19 protein-coding genes are annotated in these 19092 nt (G+C 60.0%); 16 read left to right on the top strand and 3 right to left on the bottom strand.

The features are described 5' to 3' along the window. The first annotated feature begins 178 nt into the window (after window positions 1-178). Genes hisB through coaA form a run of 7 tightly spaced genes read left to right on the top strand, consistent with a single transcriptional unit; the run spans window position 179 to window position 4839 of the window. Window positions 179-787: an imidazoleglycerol-phosphate dehydratase HisB gene (gene hisB / locus CCGE525_RS00255; RefSeq protein ID WP_120702542.1), complete on the top strand. Its 609-nt coding sequence runs from the start codon at window positions 179-181 to the stop codon at window positions 785-787. 25 nt (window positions 788-812) lie between these two features. Beyond that, window positions 813-1295 carry a DUF2628 domain-containing protein gene (locus CCGE525_RS00250; protein ID WP_120702541.1) on the top strand — a complete coding sequence of 161 codons (483 nt, stop codon included), beginning with the start codon at window positions 813-815 and terminating at the stop codon, window positions 1293-1295. Window positions 1296-1297: 2 nt separating this feature from the next. Then, window positions 1298-1948 carry an imidazole glycerol phosphate synthase subunit HisH gene (gene hisH, locus CCGE525_RS00245; protein ID WP_120702540.1) on the top strand — a complete coding sequence of 217 codons (651 nt, stop codon included), beginning with the start codon at window positions 1298-1300 and terminating at the stop codon, window positions 1946-1948. Window positions 1949-1972: 24 nt separating this feature from the next. After that, a complete protein-coding gene (gene hisA / locus CCGE525_RS00240; protein ID WP_120702539.1) occupies window positions 1973-2722 on the top strand; it encodes a 1-(5-phosphoribosyl)-5-[(5-phosphoribosylamino)methylideneamino]imidazole-4-carboxamide isomerase in 750 nt (249 codons plus the stop codon). Continuing rightward, a complete protein-coding gene (hisF, locus tag CCGE525_RS00235; RefSeq protein WP_120702538.1) occupies window positions 2719-3507 on the top strand; it encodes an imidazole glycerol phosphate synthase subunit HisF in 789 nt (262 codons plus the stop codon). The genes hisA and hisF overlap by 4 nt, the downstream gene beginning before the upstream one ends. A gap of 15 nt (window positions 3508-3522) precedes the next feature. After that, complete coding sequence (locus CCGE525_RS00230) at window positions 3523-3837, top strand: phosphoribosyl-ATP diphosphatase (RefSeq protein ID WP_120702537.1); 315 nt, start codon at window positions 3523-3525, stop codon at window positions 3835-3837. Between the two features lie 6 nt (window positions 3838-3843). Beyond that, window positions 3844-4839, top strand: a complete 996-nt coding sequence (gene coaA / locus CCGE525_RS00225; protein WP_120702536.1) for a type I pantothenate kinase — start codon at window positions 3844-3846, stop codon at window positions 4837-4839. A gap of 3 nt (window positions 4840-4842) precedes the next feature. Here coaA and CCGE525_RS00220 read toward each other — a convergent pair whose 3' ends face one another. The 3 genes from CCGE525_RS00220 to CCGE525_RS00210 all read right to left on the bottom strand — a co-directional run bounded on the left by CCGE525_RS00220 (window position 4843) and on the right by CCGE525_RS00210 (window position 8027). Next, on the bottom strand, window positions 4843-5451 hold the full coding sequence (locus CCGE525_RS00220; protein ID WP_120702535.1) for an alpha-ketoglutarate-dependent dioxygenase AlkB family protein: 609 nt from the start codon (window positions 5449-5451) through the stop codon (window positions 4843-4845). Window positions 5452-5733: 282 nt separating this feature from the next. Beyond that, window positions 5734-6168, bottom strand: a complete 435-nt coding sequence (gene arfB, locus CCGE525_RS00215; RefSeq protein WP_120702534.1) for an alternative ribosome rescue aminoacyl-tRNA hydrolase ArfB — start codon at window positions 6166-6168, stop codon at window positions 5734-5736. Window positions 6169-6416: 248 nt separating this feature from the next. Beyond that, window positions 6417-8027: a phosphoenolpyruvate carboxykinase gene (locus CCGE525_RS00210; RefSeq protein WP_120702533.1), complete on the bottom strand. Its 1611-nt coding sequence runs from the start codon at window positions 8025-8027 to the stop codon at window positions 6417-6419. 353 nt (window positions 8028-8380) lie between these two features. Between CCGE525_RS00210 and CCGE525_RS00205 the strand changes: the two genes are divergently transcribed. From CCGE525_RS00205 to CCGE525_RS00165, 9 genes are all read left to right on the top strand, one after another. Further along, the gene (locus CCGE525_RS00205; protein ID WP_205587452.1) at window positions 8381-9112 is read left to right on the top strand and encodes a response regulator transcription factor; all 732 of its coding nucleotides are present in this window, start codon (window positions 8381-8383) and stop codon (window positions 9110-9112) included. 196 nt (window positions 9113-9308) lie between these two features. Continuing rightward, the gene (locus tag CCGE525_RS00200; RefSeq protein ID WP_205587451.1) at window positions 9309-11102 is read left to right on the top strand and encodes a sensor histidine kinase; all 1794 of its coding nucleotides are present in this window, start codon (window positions 9309-9311) and stop codon (window positions 11100-11102) included. Then, window positions 11099-11551 carry an HPr kinase/phosphorylase gene (locus tag CCGE525_RS00195; RefSeq protein ID WP_120702530.1) on the top strand — a complete coding sequence of 151 codons (453 nt, stop codon included), beginning with the start codon at window positions 11099-11101 and terminating at the stop codon, window positions 11549-11551. The genes CCGE525_RS00200 and CCGE525_RS00195 overlap by 4 nt, the downstream gene beginning before the upstream one ends. 152 nt (window positions 11552-11703) lie before the next feature. Further along, the gene (locus tag CCGE525_RS00190) at window positions 11704-12105 is read left to right on the top strand and encodes a PTS sugar transporter subunit IIA (protein ID WP_120702529.1); all 402 of its coding nucleotides are present in this window, start codon (window positions 11704-11706) and stop codon (window positions 12103-12105) included. Window positions 12106-12124: 19 nt separating this feature from the next. Then, window positions 12125-12400 (top strand): HPr family phosphocarrier protein, encoded by a 276-nt coding sequence (locus CCGE525_RS00185; protein WP_120702528.1) that lies wholly within the window; start codon window positions 12125-12127, stop codon window positions 12398-12400. 182 nt (window positions 12401-12582) lie between these two features. Further along, complete coding sequence (gene ahcY / locus CCGE525_RS00180; RefSeq protein ID WP_120706169.1) at window positions 12583-13983, top strand: adenosylhomocysteinase; 1401 nt, start codon at window positions 12583-12585, stop codon at window positions 13981-13983. A gap of 204 nt (window positions 13984-14187) precedes the next feature. Then, on the top strand, window positions 14188-16773 hold the full coding sequence (locus CCGE525_RS00175) for a PAS domain-containing sensor histidine kinase (RefSeq protein ID WP_120702527.1): 2586 nt from the start codon (window positions 14188-14190) through the stop codon (window positions 16771-16773). Further along, window positions 16770-18281 carry a tRNA (adenosine(37)-N6)-threonylcarbamoyltransferase complex ATPase subunit type 1 TsaE gene (tsaE, locus tag CCGE525_RS00170; RefSeq protein WP_120702526.1) on the top strand — a complete coding sequence of 504 codons (1512 nt, stop codon included), beginning with the start codon at window positions 16770-16772 and terminating at the stop codon, window positions 18279-18281. Before CCGE525_RS00175 ends, tsaE begins: the two co-directional genes overlap by 4 nt. Window positions 18282-18357: 76 nt before the next feature. Continuing rightward, a complete protein-coding gene (locus CCGE525_RS00165; RefSeq protein WP_120702525.1) occupies window positions 18358-19089 on the top strand; it encodes a nucleotidyltransferase family protein in 732 nt (243 codons plus the stop codon). Window positions 19090-19092 lie beyond the last annotated feature (3 nt).

Genomic DNA, 19092 nt, shown 5'->3' with positions numbered 1-19092 from the left:
TGCCGGGCCGCGTTTCGGCCCCGTCATGCCCTATGTAAGAGGGCTTTTTGCGATTGCAAATGGCAGTTATTTCGGAATAACGCATGGAAGCCGACGAATGAGGTAGGCACTTGCGTAACTTCTGGATATTTGCCGATGTGCCTGATAAGGAACGGCCGTCAATCCGATGGAGCAGCCCATGGCAGAGACCGTAGCGAGCCGCACGGCAAGCGTTTCCCGCAAGACCAACGAGACCTCGGTCTCGGTGTCCGTCAATATCGACGGCAGCGGCAAGTCGACGATTTCGACGGGCGTCGGTTTCTTCGACCATATGCTGGAGCAGCTTTCGCGACATTCGCTGATCGACATGGAGATCGACACCAAGGGCGATTTGCATGTCGACGATCACCATGCGGTCGAAGATACCGGCATCGCCATCGGCCAGGCCATAGCCAAGGCACTCGGCGACCGGCGCGGCATCACCCGCTACGCCTCGATCGATCTTGCCATGGATGAGACGATGACGAAGGCGGCCGTCGATCTGTCCGGCCGGCCTTTCCTCGTCTGGAACGTCGCTTTCAGCGCCCCCAAGATCGGCACCTTCGATACCGAGCTGGTGCGTGAATTCTTCCAGGCCTTGGCGCAGAATGCCGGCATCACGCTGCATATCCTCAACCATTATGGCGCCAACAATCACCATATTGCCGAGACATGCTTCAAGGCCGTTGCCCGCGCGCTGCGCACGGCAACCGAGATCGATCCGCGGCAGGCAGGCCGCGTGCCCTCGACAAAGGGTACACTCGCCTGAGCCCCATCATGGGGAAAGTGAAGAGATGGCAAGCTATTTGATTTTGACGCCCCCCGGAGGACCGGACAAGAACCAGGCCAGCACGCGCTTCATCCGCGACAGCTTTTCTTGGGCGGCCTTCCTGTTTCCGACGCTGTGGCTGCTTTTTCACCGGCTCTGGCTGCAGGCGGTCGCCGCCTTTCTGCTGCAGGGCATCGCCTTGGAATTGATCCGCCGGCCGGGATTTTTCGCAGCAGGCATCGCGATCCTGCTCGGTGTGCACATCCTCGCCGCGCTCGAAGGCCGCCATGCTGCCTACCGGAACCTCGTTGCGGGCGGATGGAAGACGGAAGGCCTGGTTTCCGCGCCCAATCTGGCGACGGCCGAAGCGATTTATTTCTCAGGCATCGAGGTGAAAGAGGAGGAGAATATCCGATCGAACAATTGGGATATCCCTTCCTCTCCAAACAACAGTCCAAGCCGCGGCGGGCCGAGTTTCGGCCTTCCCGGCTATGATGGAGGACGCTGAATATGCGCGTCGCAATTATCGACTACGGCTCCGGCAACCTGCGCTCGGCCACCAAAGCCTTCGAACGCGCAGCGCGTGAAGCCGGTATCGATGCCGAAATCGATCTCACCGACGATGCCGAGCGTGTCGCCAGCGCCGACCGTATCGTGCTTCCGGGCGTCGGCGCCTATGCCGATTGCCGCCGCGGGCTCGACGCCGTTTCCGGCATGGCGGATGCGGTGATCGATGTTGTGGAACACAAAGCCCGCCCCTTCCTGGGTATCTGCGTCGGCATGCAGCTCATGTCGTCGCGCGGGCTCGAAAAGACGATCACGCAGGGGTTCGGCTGGATCAAAGGCGACGTCAAGGAGATGACGCCGGACGATCCCACACTGAAAATCCCACAGATCGGCTGGAATACGCTGGATCTTAGACATCCGCACCCGCTTTTCGACGGCATCCCAACCGGGCCGGACGGGCTGCACGCTTATTTCGTGCATTCCTACCATCTGGCGGCCGATCACGCCGACGATGTCATCGCCACGACCAGCTATGGCGGCGCGATGACAGCCTTTGTCGGCCGCGACAACATGGCCGGCTCGCAGTTCCATCCGGAAAAGAGCCAGAAGCTCGGCCTCGCCCTGATCGCCAATTTCCTGCGCTGGAAGCCTTAAGGTTCGCGCACTGAGGACAAAGATATGATTCTGTTTCCCGCCATCGACCTCAAGGACGGCCAATGCGTGCGCCTGAAGCTCGGTGATATGCAGCAGGCAACCGTCTACAACCCCGATCCTGCCGCTCAGGCCAGGGCCTTCGAAGACCAAGGCTTCGAGTGGCTGCACGTGGTCGATCTTAACGGCGCCTTTGCCGGCGAGACCGTCAACGGCGCGGCCGTGGACGCCATTCTCAAGGCGACGAAGAACCCGGTGCAGCTCGGCGGCGGCATCCGCACGCTCGACCATATCGAAAACTGGCTGACGCGTGGGCTTGCCCGCGTCATTCTCGGCACGGTCGCGGTGCGCGATCCGGCCCTTGTCGTCGAAGCCTGCAGACGATTTCCGGGCCATATTGCCGTCGGCATCGACGCCAAGGGCGGCAAAGTGGCGGTCGAAGGGTGGGCTCAAGCCTCCGAACTCGGCGTGATCGAGCTGGCGAAGAAATTCGAAGGCGCCGGCGTTGCCGCGATTGTCTATACCGACATCGACCGCGACGGCATCCTGACAGGCATCAACTGGGCCTCGACGTTGGAACTGGCTAATGCCGTCTCCATTCCGGTCATCGCTTCAGGCGGCCTTGCCTCGCTGGACGATATCCGTCGCATGGTCGAACCGGACGCTTGTAAACTGGAAGGTGCGATTTCCGGCCGCGCGCTTTATGATGGCCGTATCGATCCGAAAGAAGCCTTGTCGCTGATCAAGGCGGCGCGGACGAAGGAGACTGCAAAATGACCCTGAAGGCCCGCGTCATCCCCTGCCTCGACGTCAAGGACGGCCGTGTCGTCAAAGGTGTCAACTTTCTCAACCTCGTCGATGCCGGCGATCCCGTCGAAGCCGCCAAGGCTTATGACGCCGCCGGCGCTGACGAACTCTGCTTCCTCGATATCACTGCCTCTTCCGACAATAGGGAGACGATCTTCGATGTCGTGGCCCGCACCGCCGAACAATGCTTCATGCCGGTGACGGTCGGCGGCGGCGTTCGGACCATCGCCGATATCCGCAAACTTCTGCTTTGCGGCGCCGACAAGGTTTCGATCAACTCGGCTGCCGTTAACAATCCGGATTTCGTCGCCGAGGCGGCCGACAAGTTCGGCAATCAATGCATCGTCGTCTCAATCGACGCCAAGCGGCGGCGCACGGAAGCACTCGGCGACGACAATTTGAGCGCCTGGGAAATCTATACCCACGGCGGCCGCAACGCGACCGGCATCGATGCCGTCGATTTTGCCCGCAAGATGGTCGAACGCGGCGCCGGTGAGCTGCTGGTCACCTCGATGGATCGCGACGGCACCAAGGTCGGCTATGATCTCGAGCTGACGCGAGCGATCGCGGATGCCGTACGTGTTCCGGTGATTGCCTCCGGCGGCGTCGGCGATCTCGACGATCTGGTTGCCGGCATCAAGGAAGGCCATGCAACGGCCGTGCTCGCAGCTTCGATTTTCCACTTCGGCACCTATTCGGTCGGCGAAGCGAAACACTATATGTCACAGCATGGCATCGCCATGCGGCTCGATTAGGAGCGGATAAGACGGATGAGCGGATTTACCCTTTCCGACCTCGAAAAGATCGTCGACATCAGGTCCAAGGCTTCGCCGGAAGAATCCTGGACGGCGAAGCTTTTCGCCGCCGGCCAGCCGAAGGCGGCGAAGAAGCTGGGCGAGGAAGCGATCGAAGCCGTCATGGCGGCGGTCACCGGCGATCGCGACAATCTCACCTATGAAGCAGCCGATTTGCTTTATCACCTTTTGGTCGTATTGAAGATAGCCGACATTCCGTTGCAGAATGTCATGGGTGAGCTCGAAAGGCGCACCGCCCAATCCGGCCTTCAGGAGAAGGCCAGCCGGTAGAATCCGATGACAATAGCGACCCAAACCCTGCCTGCGCCCGAGACGCTCGACATTTTTGAGGCAAAAGCCTATTCGCCCTATTATTTCTTTTCTTCGGAAGAGTGGGCGAAATTCCGAGCCGATACGCCGCTGACACTGACCGCTGATGAAGTGAAGCGGCTGCGCTCCATGGGCGATCCGATCGATCTCGATGAAGTCCGGCGCATCTACCTTTCGCTCTCACGCCTGCTGTCTTCGCATGTGGAATCCTCGCAGATCCTGTTCGAGCAGCGCAATCGGTTCCTCAGTCTCTCCGATGTCGCCAAGACACCCTTCGTCATCGGCATCGCCGGCTCCGTCGCCGTCGGCAAATCCACCACGGCCCGTATCCTGAAGGAATTGCTGGGTCGCTGGCCGTCAAGCCCGAAGGTCGATCTGGTCACGACAGACGGTTTTCTCTATCCGAATGCCGAATTGCAGCGCCGCAACCTGATGCAGCGCAAGGGCTTTCCGGAAAGCTACGATACGGCAGCGCTCCTGCGCTTCCTCTCAGCGATCAAGGCCGGCCAGCCGAACGTACAGGCGCCCTGCTATTCGCACCTCGTCTATGATGTGCTGCCGAATGAATACAAAACCGTCGACCGACCGGATATCCTGATCTTCGAGGGCATCAACGTGCTGCAATCGCGGCATCTGCCGGCCGATGGCAAGATCGTGCCCATGGTGTCCGACTTCTTCGATTTCTCGATCTATATCGATGCCGATGAGCATCTGATCCACAACTGGTATGTCGCCCGCTTCATGAAGCTCCGCGAAACCGCGTTCCGCGACCCCAACTCCTTCTTCCACCGCTACGCCTCGATCACGGAAGAAGAGGCAATCGCGACCGCCGAAGGACTTTGGAAGAACATCAATCTGAAGAACCTGCGCCAGAATATCCTGCCGACCCGCCCCCGCGCCGACCTCATCCTGCAGAAAGGCAGGAATCATCTGATCGAGCAGGTGGCTTTGAGGAAGCTCTAGAATCTAGGGGTTCACCCGCCTCAAGGTCAGGTTTATCCGCCCGCCATTCTTCAGCAGCGTCGACGTCGTCGGATAGATGCGGTCAACGCCATGGAAGCAAAGCCTTCCCTCCCCGCCGAGAACGACGATATCGCCGCTGGAAAGCTTGAACGATAGCGTGCGATCATTGCGGTGGAGGCCGCCGACGCGGAAGAGGCAGGTATTGCCGAGCGAAATTGACAGCACGGGAGCCGCCAAATCCTGTTCGTCGCGATCCTGATGCAGGCCCATGCGGGCATCGTCGTTGTAGAAATTGACGAGACAAGCTTCAGGCGGCTTTTCATAGCTCGCTATATCGTTCCAGAGATCGAGAAGCAGTCCCGGCATCGCGGGCCAAGGATTACCCGTGACCGGATGGGTTGGTTGATAGCGATAGCCGCGCTGTTTGTCCGTCACCCAGCCAAGCGGACCGCAATTGGTCATACGCACGGACATCTCCTTGCCCGTGCCCGGCATGGCGGGGGTGTAAAGCGGCGCTTCGGCGGTAACCGCGCGGATCGCTTCGACTAGCGCCTCCTGCGTGGGACGGTCGAGATAGCTGGGGAGATGACGAATTCCGTTGGGAAGGAGCATCGATGTTTCCAAGATTGGTGCCGGTCAGGTGAATGTATCATCGCCGCACTTTTGTGCCTGGCCCCTCACCCCAACCCTCTCCCCGCCATGCGGGGCGAGGGAGCTTATCCGGCCCCACATCAAACTCCACAGTGGGGATATTCGCTGCTTTACGCTGTCGTCCCTTCTCCCCGCAATGCAGGGAGAAGGTTAGGATGAGGGGCCAGGCACAGAGCCTCGACAACCGACTCCGCCTGACAAACCCTATTTTACCGAGCCCAATCCAAAACGCAGCCCGAAAACCTAGTCGCGGCCGACCTTGCCTCGCATCTTCTTGACCTCCGCGCGGCCTGATTTTTCCTTCAGGCGCCGCTCGATGGAGCCTTTTGTCGGCTTGGTCTTCTTGCGCGGCGGCGGTGGTGGTGCGGCGGCTTCGAGGATCAGCTCCTTCAGCCGCTCACGCGCATCGTCGCGATTGCGGTCCTGGCTGCGGAAACGGCTGGCCTCGATCATCAATACGCCGTCCTTGGAGACGCGTCGGCCGGCGAGCCTGATGGCGTTGGCCTTGACGCGATCGTTCAGCGATGGCGAATTCGGAATATTGAAGAACAACTGGACAGCCGTCGCAACCTTGTTGACGTTCTGCCCGCCAGGGCCGCCCGCGAGAACGAATTGTTCCGACAGTTCCCAGCCGGCAATGGTGATCCGGTCGTTGATATAAAGTACGTCGCTGGCCATGGTTTTCTCCGCGCCCGTCTATCCCATATCGGCGCGCGGTTGAAAATATGGTTGTGGCGAGTTTGGGGCCATCTCGCCCTTCGAGACAATTCTGCGCCATGCGCCGAAAAGCGCCTCAGGGTGAGGTGGAGAGCTATTGCGCCTCAGACGAGAGGACTAGCCCTCATGGTGAGGAGGCCCATAGGGCCGTCTCGAACCATGAGGGCTAGTGGCAGGTTTCACGTGAGTCACTGCCTTTAAGCGGCGAATTACTCCGCTGCAACCGGCATGCCGGGCGCCGCGTCGCGAACATTGCCGTCGACATGGTCCTCGAACTTGGCGAAGTTTGCGACGAACATCTGCACCAGCTTGGCCGCCTGCGCGTCATAAGCCTGACCATCGGCCCAAGTGGAACGTGGATCGAGAATGGCGCTGTCGACGCCCTCGACGGCAACCGGGACGGCGAAACCGAAATTCGGGTCGATGCGGAACTCGACGTTATCGAGGTCACCCTTCAGCGCTGCGGCAAGCAAAGCACGCGTCGCCTTGATCGGCATGCGCCGGCCCGTGCCGTAAGCGCCACCGGTCCAGCCGGTGTTGACGAGCCAGCAGCCGGCGCCGTGGCGGGCAATCAGCTCCTTCAGCAGGTTGCCGTATTCGGCCGGATGACGCGGCATGAAGGGAGCGCCGAAGCAGGTCGAAAACGTGGCTTCCGGCTCGACGACGCCCTTTTCCGTGCCGGCGACCTTGGCGGTGTAGCCGGAAAGGAAGTGATACATCGCCTGATCCGGCGTCAGCTTAGCAATTGGCGGCATGACGCCGAACGCGTCGGCGGTCAGCATGATGATGGTCTCCGGATGGCCGGTCATGCCGGATTCCGAAGCATTCGGAATGAAATGCAGCGGGTAGGCGCTGCGGGTATTCTCCGTCAGCGAACCGTCGTCGAGATCCGGCGCGCCATGCTCATCGAGCACGACATTTTCCAGCACGGTGCCGAAGCGGCGGGTCGTCGCGTAGATTTCCGGCTCGGCCTCGGCCGAGAGGCGGATGGTCTTCGCGTAGCAGCCACCTTCGAAATTGAAGATGCCGTTTTCGCCCCAGCCGTGCTCATCATCGCCGATCAGGGTGCGCGTCGGGTCGGCCGAGAGCGTCGTCTTGCCGGTGCCGGAAAGGCCGAAGAAGATCGCCGCGTCGCCATCCGGGCCGACATTCGCCGAGCAGTGCATCGGCATGACGCCGCGTTCCGGCAGCAGGTAATTCAGCACGGTGAAGACCGACTTCTTCATTTCGCCGGCATAGGAGGTGCCGCCGATCAGGACGATGCCATTGACCAGATCGCAGGCGATTACCGTTTCCGTGCGGCAGCCATGACGCTCTGGATCGGCGCGGAAGCTCGGCAGGTCGATGATCGTGAGGTTCGGCACGAAGCTTTCCAGTGCCGCCCGCTCGGGACGGATGAGAAGGTTGCGGATGAACAGCGAGTGCCAAGCGAATTCGGTGATGACACGCGTCGGCAAGGCGTAATCATGATCGGCGCCGCCGATCAGATCCTGGACGAACAGGTCCTTGCCGTGCACATGCGCCAGCATATCCTTGTGCAGCAGCGCGAAATGTTCCGGCGATATCGGCTTGTTGTTGTCCCACCAGATCTGGTCTTCGGTGATGTTGTTGCGGACGACGAACTTGTCCTTCGGCGAACGGCCGGTGTGTTGTCCCGTCAATGCTCTGAGCGCACCGTGAACGGTCAAATCGGCTTCCCGCCGACGAATCGCTTCCTCGTAAAGGTGAGCTTCAAGGAGATTATAACGCACACTAGCGGCGGCCCCCAGGCCGATCGATTCGAGTTCGATTGCGGGATTACGGACGCCGAATTGCTCCATCGCTTTATTCCTCTACGTGGCCGCAGCCGTTAAAACTAAATAAAGCGTAGAGACGTCTTTTTAAAAGCACAAGGGAAAAAAGCGAAAAATATTGAATGATATCATGTATTTAATCGATTTAAATAAATTTTGCTAATTTTAAATCGTTTGAAAGAGTGGTGTCCGAGACGTTTCGTCGCACAACCCTTGGTTAACTGTTTTCAAGCCCGGCAATCCGCCTCTTTATCTTTGCCACAATTTGTTCCACCTTTATCCCCATAAGCGCGCCGGGTTACCGCCAACCGAGCTGGCAAGCCACCTGGGCTGGATTCCAAATCCGGGAGAGACGCGCACTGATGACGGAGACGAACACCATGTTGACAATCGCGCTCGTTGACGACGACCGCAATATCCTGACTTCCGTATCGATAGCTTTGGAAGCCGAGGGATATAAGGTGGAAACCTACACCGACGGCGCTTCGGCGCTCGACGGACTGCTTGCCCGGCCGCCGCAATTGGCGATCTTCGATATCAAGATGCCGCGAATGGATGGCATGGAGCTTTTGCGCCGCCTGCGGCAGAAGTCCGATCTGCCGGTCATCTTCCTGACTTCGAAGGATGAAGAGATCGACGAGCTCTTCGGCCTCAAGATGGGCGCCGACGATTTCATTACCAAGCCTTTCTCGCAGCGCCTGCTGGTCGAGCGCGTCAAGGCGGTGCTGCGCCGCGCCTCCAGTCGCGAAGCAGCCGCCGCAGCCGGCGGTGCCGCAGCGGCAAAGCCCGGCGCCGCGCAACAGGCCCGCTCGCTGGAGCGTGGTCAGCTCGTCATGGACCAGGAACGCCATACCTGCACCTGGAAAGGCGAACCGGTGACGCTGACCGTCACGGAGTTTCTGATCCTGCACTCGCTGGCGCAGCGCCCCGGCGTGGTAAAAAGCCGCGATGCCTTGATGGACGCGGCTTATGACGAACAAGTCTATGTCGACGACCGCACCATCGACAGCCACATCAAGCGGCTTCGGAAGAAATTCAAGATGGTCGATCTCGATTTTGATATGATCGAAACGCTGTATGGAGTCGGCTACCGCTTCCGCGAAGCGGCCTAGAGCCGGATGATTTTAGGTCGAATCGACCTAAAATCTGAGTCCGCTCTAGATTCAAGGAATAGAGCATGATGTCGTCCGAAATCCCCTAACACTTTTCGGCATCATGCTCGGATAGTTAACTGGACCATGCGGCGGACGATGGAATAAGAGCATGCGGACAGGATCGCCGATCCTGTTCTTCGAAAGGGCCGTTGGCTTGGCACAACTGGTGCAAGATAGAGATATCGACGACACGGAAAGCCCGAGCGACGTTAGAATCGCTCGCCGTCGGTGGACTCACCCCTTCACGCTGATCCGCCGCATCTTCGGCAATGCCGTCTTCTCGAGCCTGACGCGGCGCATCCTGTTCTTCAACCTGGCTGCGCTCGTCGTTCTCGTCGGCGGCATCCTCTATCTCAACCAGTTCCGTGAGGGTCTGATCGACGCGCGCGTCGAGAGCCTGCTGACACAGGGCGAAATCATCGCCGGTGCTGTCTCGGCATCGGCCTCGGTCGACACCAATTCGATCACCATCGACCCGCAGAAACTGCTGGAATTGCAGGCCGGCCAGAGCATCACGCCGGTTCCGAACGACGAGGATCTGGAGTTCCCGATCGATCCGGAAAAGGTCGCCCCAGTGCTGACGCGGCTGATTTCGCCGACGCGCACCCGCGCCCGTATCTTCGACGCCGACGCCAACCTGCTGCTCGACAGCCGCCATCTCTATTCACGCGGCCAGGTGTTGCGCTACGACCTGCCACCCGTCGAGGACGAGAAGCAGAGCTGGTCGGACTGGTTCAGCGGGTTGCTCAACAAGATGCTGCAGCCGGGCAACCTGCCAGTCTACAAGGAAGCGCCCGGGGGCGACGGCTCAATCTATCCCGAAGTGATGAATGCGCTGACCGGCGTGCGCGGCGCCGTGGTGCGCACCACGGAAAAGGGTGAGCTAATCGTCTCGGTCGCCGTGCCCATCCAGCGCTTCCGCGCCGTGCTCGGCGTGCTACTGCTGTCAACGCAGGCCGGCGATATCGACAAGATCGTTCATGCCGAGCGCCTGGCAATCATGCGCGTCTTCGGTGTTGCGACGCTGGTTAACGTCGTCCTGTCGCTGCTTCTGTCGTCCACCATCGCCAATCCGCTGCGCCGGCTTTCGGCGGCCGCCATCCGCGTGCGCCGCGGCGGCGCGAAAGAACGCGAGGAAATCCCGGATTTCTCCGCCCGCCAGGATGAAATCGGCAACCTGTCGATCGCGCTGCGCGAAATGACGACGGCACTTTACGACCGCATCGATGCGATCGAAAGTTTTGCCGCCGATGTCAGCCACGAACTGAAGAACCCGCTGACATCGCTGCGCAGCGCCGTCGAGACGCTGCCGCTCGCCAAAAGCGACGACTCCAAGAAGCGGCTGATGGATGTCATTCAGCATGACGTGCGCCGCCTCGACCGACTGATCAGCGATATTTCCGACGCGTCCCGCCTCGATGCCGAACTTGCCCGATCGGATGCGAGATCGCTCGATCTCGAAGTCCTGCTGCGCGACCTGATCGACATTTCCCGGCAAGTCGGGCACACGAAGAAGGCGGTCGAGATAGACTATATCGTCGACCGCAAGCCGGGTGCGAAAACCAAGTTCACGATCGACGGCCATGATCTGCGTATCGGCCAGATCGTTACCAACCTCATTGAAAACGCCCGCTCCTTCGTTGCCAAGGACACCGGCAAGATCACGGTAAAGCTGATGCGCACGAGAACGCGCTGCGTGATCTATGTCGAGGATAACGGGCCGGGCATCCAGGCCGAAAATATCGACCGCATCTTCGAGCGCTTCTATACCGACCGGCCGGAGGCGGAGGGTTTCGGTCAGAATTCCGGTTTGGGCCTGTCGATCAGCCGGCAAATCGCCGAAGCACATGGCGGATCGCTGCGCGCGGAAAACATCGTCGACGGCGACGGCACAGCGCTGCTCGGCGCCCGCTTCATCCTTTCGTTGCCCGCCGAAACACCAGCATGAGCGGCAAAGCGACCAATATCCACGGCACGGCGATCGTCATAGGCAAGACCGGTCTGCTGTTTCTCGGACCGTCGGGCAGCGGCAAATCTTCACTTGCCTTTGCCTGCCTCGCCGCCGCCAAGCCGCTTGGCCTTTCCGCAGCATTGGTCGCCGACGATCAGGTTTTCATCACCCGGCGTGACGGTGCCGTCATCGCCGAATGCCCGCCATCAATCGCCGGCCTGATGGAGATCCGTTATACCGGCATCGTGCGGCTTCCCCATGTTTTTGAGGCGGAAATGCATTGCGCCATATGTCCGGTCGATCCGGCAAACGCCGAGCGGCTTCCCCCCGAAGACGAACGGATCGATGTCACTGAATCCATTCGCCTACCGCTGATCCGCCTATCCGCAGCATCGGCGAATCCGCTCGCCGTGATTATGGCGAAAACCATCATCAGTTTGGGTTAATCGGCCATTCTGGTACCTGTAGACGCCCAAACATCATATTTTAAGCTTGCACTTCGTCTTTTCATCGCCAAGATGTCCCCCCACCGGTGGACGACATTGCTGCATTGCGATATGGGCCACCTGTTTGCTTATGCGATGGGAGCAGTAATATCATGATCGGACTTGTGCTTGTCACTCATGGCAAGCTGGCTGAAGAGTTTCGGCATGCGGTCGAGCATGTCGTTGGTCCGCAGAAGTTCATAGAAACGGTATCGATTGGTCCCGAAGACGACATGGATAAGCGGCGGCAGGACATCCTGCACGCTGTTTCCGGCGCTGACGATGGGCACGGGGTCATCATCCTTACCGATATGTTCGGTGGCACTCCCTCAAATCTCGCGATCTCCGTCATGAACAGTGGCCACACGGAGGTTATTGCCGGCGTTAATCTGCCGATGCTGATAAAGCTCGCAGGTGTGCGCGGCGACAACAACATGGAGAAGGCTCTCGTGGAAGCTTCCGAGGCCGGACGCAAATACATCAACGTGGCCAGCCGCGTGCTCAGCGGCAAATAACGAGACAACCATCCCGCCTATGACAGAGCTTTCCCGGGAACTTCTGATCATCAACAAGCGCGGCCTGCATGCCCGCGCCTCCGCCAAATTCGTACAGACCGTCGAATCCTATGACGCCACCATCACCGTATCGAGGGACGGAACCACGGTGGGCGGCAACTCGATCATGGGCCTGATGATGCTCGCGGCCAGCCCCGGCTGCAGCGTGCTCGTCATCGCCAGCGGCAACCAGGCCGCCGAGGCGCTGGATGCGCTGGACCGTCTGGTCGCCGACAAGTTCGGCGAAGAGATGTAAGTCCTCTCATTGACGCATCGCACGGGATATAAAGATATAAAGACCTCTTTATATCATCATTGATTTCCAGCTTGAAGCCTGCTACAGGGCATCATCCCACACGCTGTCAGCGTGCAATTTTGTTGCATTCGGCCGAGGCGTTCGCCTGCGGTCCGTTCGCATCGTTCAGGCTGGAGACCTTCATGAGCACTGAAAAGGACTACATCGTCGCCGATATCGGCCTTGCCGACTTCGGCCGCAAGGAAATCTCGATCGCCGAAACCGAAATGCCGGGCCTGATGGCTTGCCGCGCCGAATTCGGCGAAGCACAGCCGCTGAAAGGCGCCCGCATCACTGGTTCGCTGCACATGACGATCCAGACCGCAGTCCTGATCGAGACGCTGGTTGCTCTCGGCGCTCAGGTGCGCTGGGCATCCTGCAATATCTTCTCGACCCAGGATCATGCCGCTGCCGCGATCGCCGCTTCCGGCGTTCCGGTCTATGCCATCAAGGGTGAGAGCCTCGAAGACTACTGGACCTATACCGACAAGATCTTCCAGTGGACCGATGGCGGCTTGTCCAACATGATCCTCGACGATGGCGGCGACGCCACGATGTATATCCTGCTCGGCGCCCGCGCCGAAGCCGGCGAGGACGTGCTCTCCAATCCGCATTCTGAGGAAGAAGAAATCCTCTTTGCGCAGATCAAGAAGCGCCTTCAGGCATCGCCGGGCTGGTTCACCAAGCAGCGCGAAGCCATCAAGGGCGTCACCGAAGAAACCACCACGGGCGTCAACCGCCTGTACCAGCTCAGCCAGAAGGGCCTGCTGCCCTTCCCGGCGATCAACGTCAACGACAGCGTCACCAAGTCGAAGTTCGACAACAAGTACGGCTGCAAGGAATCGCTGGTCGACGGCATCCGCCGCGCCACCGACGTGATGATGGCCGGCAAGGTCGCCGTCGTCTGCGGCTACGGCGACGTCGGCAAGGGCTCAGCTGCTTCGCTTTCCGGCGCCGGCGCACGCGTCAAGGTCACGGAAGTCGACCCGATCTGCGCCCTGCAGGCTGCCATGGACGGCTATGAAGTGGTTCAGCTCGAAGACGTCGTCTCCACCGCCGACATCTTCATCACCACCACCGGCAACAAGGACGTCATCCGCATCGACCATATGCGTGCGATGAAGGACATGGCGATCGTCGGCAACATCGGCCATTTCGACAATGAGATCCAGGTTGCGGCGCTGCGTAACCTCAAGTGGACGAACGTCAAGCCGCAGGTCGACTTGATCGAGTTCGCCAAGGGTAACCGCATCATCCTGCTGTCGGAAGGCCGCCTCCTGAACCTCGGCAACGCCACCGGCCATCCGTCCTTCGTCATGTCGGCTTCGTTCACCAACCAGACGCTGGCACAGATCGAGCTCTTCACCAAGCCCAGCCAGTACCAGAACCAGGTTTACGTGCTGCCGAAGCACCTCGACGAAAAGGTTGCTCGCCTGCATCTCAGCAAGCTTGGCGTGAAACTGACGGAGCTTTCTGGAGAACAGGCTGCCTATATCGGCGTCACTCCGCAGGGTCCGTTCAAGTCTGACCACTACAGATACTGATCTTTCGATCAATATCCACAACATCTTGTGGCCCCGGCATTGACAAATGCTGGGGCTTATTTTTTGGCCGGCTCCCTTCCCGGCGATTCCCTTAGGCAGTATTGTTTTTAGACTTGATTCGTGACGAACCGGGCACGCCCGGAGCCATGAAAATGGGATGTCTTGTCGAGATGCGGCACATTACAGGACGGAGACAGACCGCTTATGTCTGAAGGGAAAGACAGCCTGTCAGAGCCAGCGACGCCCCGAGCGGCGATCGCGCGGCGACGGCAGGCTAGCGCATATATGCTTTTACCGCGGGTGAAGCGGCGGGCGAATGTTGGGCTATCGGCCTCATTGGCCCGCTTGCTGCGTCTCAGCGTTTTTGGCGGCATAATCACCGGCTTGGCGGGTCCCGTTCTGGCGCAGACCAGCGCTGGCACGCCGGCGGCACGCCTCTTCACCTCCTCCGAAATGGCTGTCTTCTCGGTCATCATCGGCGTGATCTCAGCCGCGCTCCTGTCGACGGTGTGGATGATCCGCCAGCGCGGCAATATCGAAAATGAGAGCCGCGAGATCCGCACGGCGCTTTCGGACGCCAACCAGCGTATTTCGCAGTATCAGGCGCTTATTGCCGACAAGAACCGCCGGATCATCATCTGGGACGGTCAGAATGCCCGGCCTGAGCTGCTCGGCCAGCTTCCTGTCGAGACCGGTGCGCCACAGGACAACGAATTCCTCGCTTTCGGCCGCTGGCTGAAATCCTGGTCGGCCGGCGATCTGGAAAAGGCGATCGACAAGCTGCGCGGCAACGGCCAAAGCTTCGATATGGTGGTCGAAACGAACCGCGACGAGATATTGGAAGCGCAGGGCCGCATCTCCGGTGGCCGCGCCTTCGTCCGCTTCATCGCGCTCAACAATCTGCGCGCCGAACTGGCCGAGCTGAAGATCGAGCGCGACCGGCTCATGACCTCGATCTCCGCCTTTCAGAACCTGCTCGACGCCATCGACCTGCCTGTCTGGCGGCGTGATGTGGAGGGCAAGCTGACCTGGGTCAACCAGGCCTACGGCGAAGCGGTCGAGGCAGTGTCGCCGGATGAGGCTATACGCGAAAGCCGCGAATTCCTGACCACTGTCGCTCGCGAGCGCATCCGCGCATCCTCGACACCGGAATCGCCCTTTCACGACAAGATTTCCACCGTCGTTCATGGCAACCGCACCTTCTTCGATGTCATCGACGTTAAATCGCCGGATGGTTCGGCCGGAATTGCCGTCGACGTTTCGGAAGCGGAAGCGGTCCGCGCCGAGCTGGAACGCACGCTGAAGAGCCATGCCGAAACACTCGACCATCTGGCGACGCCGGTCGCGATCTTCGACGGCGACCGCCGGCTGCAATTCTACAATCAGGCCTTTGTGCAGCTCTGGGAGCTCGACATCGCCTTCCTCGAGAAGAAGCCTGACAATAGCGAGCTGTTGGATCGGCTGCGCAGCGCCAAGAAGCTGCCGGAGCAATTGAACTGGAAAACCTGGAAAGACGGCGTTTTGTCCGTCTATCGCGCGCTCGACACACAATCCGATCTCTGGCACCTGCCGAACGGCCAGATCCTTAGGGTTTTCGCCACCGCTCACCCGCAGGGTGGCGCCACGTGGGTGTTCGAGAATCTGACCGAACAGGTCGATCTCGAAACGCGCTACAATACGCTGGTCAAAGTGCAGGGCGAGACCATCGACCATCTCTCCGAAGGCGTCGCCGTCTTCGGTCCCGACGGCCGCATCCGCCTCTCCAATCCAGCGTTCCGCATCTTGTGGAACATCACCGAGGCGCAGGCCAAGCCGGGCACGCATATCCAGGCGCTGGCCGAAGCCTGTGCGCCGTCCTATGACCGGCCGGATGGCTGGAAGCGATTTGCGGAGCAGATCACCAGCTTCGACGATGAACGGCCGTCGTCGCAAGGCACGCTGGAGCTCTATTCCAACCTCGTCCTTGATTATGCCGTCATTCCGTTGCCGAATGCGCAGACCATGCTGACCTTCGTCAACAAGACCGATAGCGTGCGTGCCGAACGGGCTCTCACCGAAAAGAACGAGGCGCTGCTGAAGGCCGACGAGCTGAAGAACGACTTCGTCCAGCATGTTTCCTATGAGCTGCGCTCGCCGCTGACCAATATCATCGGCTTTACCGATCTGCTGAAGACACCGGGCATCGGACCTCTGAACGACCGGCAGGCGGAGTATATCGATCATATCTCCACCTCTTCCTCGGTGCTGCTGACGCTGGTCAACGACATTCTGGATCTTGCGACCGTCGATGCCGGCATCATGCGGCTGAACTATTCCGAGATCGCGCTCGACGACCTGCTCGACGAAGTGTCGATGCAGATCGCGGACCGGCTGCAGGAAAGCGGCGTGACGCTGGAAATCACCGTGCCCGCCCATCTCGGCACGGTTGTCGCCGACCAGCAGCGGCTAAAGCAGATCTTGCTCAAGCTTCTGACCAACGCCGCCAATTTCGCGCCGGAAGGCTCGACGATCGAACTAAGATGCGCGCGCGAAGGCACGGATTTCGTCTTTTCGGTCGCCGACAAGGGTCCGGGCATCCCGGAAGAGATCATCCGAACGGTCTTCAACCGCTTCGCTTCGAGCGGCAAGGGCGGCAAGCGCAGCGGCGCCGGCCTCGGCCTCTCCATCGTTGAAAGCTTCGTCAGCCTGCATGACGGCCAGGTGTCGATCGAAAGCCAGCCGGGCAAGGGAACCACGGTCATCTGCCGGATTCCCTCCGCCGAATTGCCGCACTCCGTCGCAGCAGAATGAAAGCAGCGAACATAGGCATATCCCTCTTTCTTGCAGACGATGCGGCAACCACTCGCCTGGGCGAGGATCTTGCGCTGGCGCTCAAGGGCGGCGATTGCCTGGCACTATCGGGCGATCTCGGCGCCGGAAAATCCTCGCTGGCCCGCGCCCTTCTGCGCGCCGTGGCTGACGATGCCGAACTGGACGTACCGAGCCCGACCTTCACGCTCGTCCAATCCTACGAACTGCGCATACCGGTTTCGCATTTCGATCTCTATCGTTTGGGCGACCCAAGCGAACTGGCCGAGCTCGGCTTCGACGAGGCGCTGCAGACCGGTATCTGCCTGGTGGAATGGCCCGAAATGGCCGAAGGCGAACTGCCGAAAGATCGCATCGATCTCAAGCTGGAGCATGAAGGCGAAGGCCGTCGAGCGACGATCAGGTCACCGGCCAAGCAATTCGCCCGTATCCAGCGCGTTCTGGCAATCCGCGCTTTCCTCGATGCTCATGGTTATGCCGACGCCGAACGCCGTTTCCTGACGGGCGATGCTTCGCTGCGCGCCTATGAGTCCATCCATCCGCATGGCGGCGGCAAGCGCGTGATCTTGATGGATTGGCCGCGCCTGGCCGAAGGACCGCCCGTGCTTGACGGAAAGCCCTATCCGAAGGTCGCGCATCTCGCCTGGGATGCCTATCCTTTCGTGGCGATTGCCAATGTGCTGCGCGAAAACGGCTTTGCAGCGCCGGAAATCTTCGCGGCCGACTACGACCAGGGCATTCTCTTGATCGAGGATCTCGGCACCGATGGCGTGCTCGACGCAGGAGGCAAGCCGATTGCCGAACGCTATCGGGCAAGCGTTGCCTGTCTGGCGCATCTGCACAGCCTGCATATCCCGCAGGATATTCCGGTCACGGCGGATCACGTCCATCATATTCCGGACTTCGACCGGACGGCCATGACGATGGAAGCGCGGTTGCTCATCGACTGGCACCTGCCGTGGAAACGCGGCGTGCCGGCGAGCGACGAGGAACGGGCGGACTATCTGGCGATCTGGAATGGCCTGATCGATGAGCTTGACGATACGGAAAAGAATCTGCTGCTGCGCGATTTCCACTCGCCTAACATCATCTGGCGGGCGAAGGAAAAGGGCATCCAGCGAATCGGCCTTATCGATTTCCAGGATGCGATGATCGGTCCGACGGCCTATGACCTCGCCTCGATCGTCCAGGATGCGCGTGTCACCATCGAACGCGATCTGCACGATCAATTGATTGCGGACTATCTATCGCTCCGGCGTGCTCAAGGCGGTTTCGACGAAGCGAAGTTTCTGAAGAGCTGGGCGATCATGTCGGCGCAGCGCAATTGCAAGCTGGCCGGCCTCTGGGTGCGGCTGCTGCAGCGCGACGGCAAACCGGGCTATCTGAAGCATATGCCGCGCACGCTCGCCTATCTCGCCATTGCTTTCGAGCATGAGGCGCTCGTTCCCCTGCGCGAATGGTGTGCAAAGGCTGGAATAGGCGGCGTATAGCTGCCCGAACCGGGCGACTGTCTTCCCGCCATATGCTAAAACAAGATAGCCGAGCGAATCACCAATTCGAGACGAGATGACCATCAGACAAGCCATGGTGTTGGCCGCGGGGCTCGGAACCCGCATGCGGCCGATCACCGACACTATCCCGAAGCCGCTGGTAAAGATCGCCGGCAAGCCGATGATCGATTACGCGCTCGATGCGCTGGCCGAAGCCGGCGTCGAGCAGGTGGTGGTCAATGTCCATCACCATGCTGACCAGATGGAGGCGCATCTTCGGAACTATCGCGGATTGGACATCCTCATCTCCGACGAGCGAGATGTGCTGATGAACAACGGCGGTGGGCTGGCCAAGGGGCTGAAGCTTCTCGGCCGCGATCCAGTCTTCGTCATGAATTCCGATCTCTTCTGGATCGGCGAGACATTGGGGAGGCCGACCAATCTGCAGCGCTTAGCCGGATTCTTCGATACTACACGCATGGACTTCGCCATGCTCTGCGTCGCGCTGGACAAGACGACGGGCCATAACGGCAAGAACGATTTCAACCTGGCAGAAGACGGCCGTCTCTCACGCTATAGCAACGCGGTCGGGAACGGCGTCGTCTATGCGGGTGCCATCGTCATGAACCCATCGGTTCTCGATGACGCGCCAGACGAGGCTTTCAACATCAACATCTACTACGACAAATCGATCGCGAAGGGTCGGCTCTACGGAACGATCCTCGAGGGACATTGGCTGACCGTCGGCACGCCAGAGGCGATCGGCGAGGCGGAGGAAACGATCCGGACCTTCCGGGCGTTTGCGTGACCG

It is taken from the genome of Rhizobium jaguaris (genome assembly GCF_003627755.1).
GTDB lineage: Bacteria > Pseudomonadota > Alphaproteobacteria > Rhizobiales > Rhizobiaceae > Rhizobium > Rhizobium jaguaris.
The sequence above is the reverse complement of the archived record's forward strand: the minus strand, read 5'-3'. Positions and strand labels throughout refer to the sequence as shown.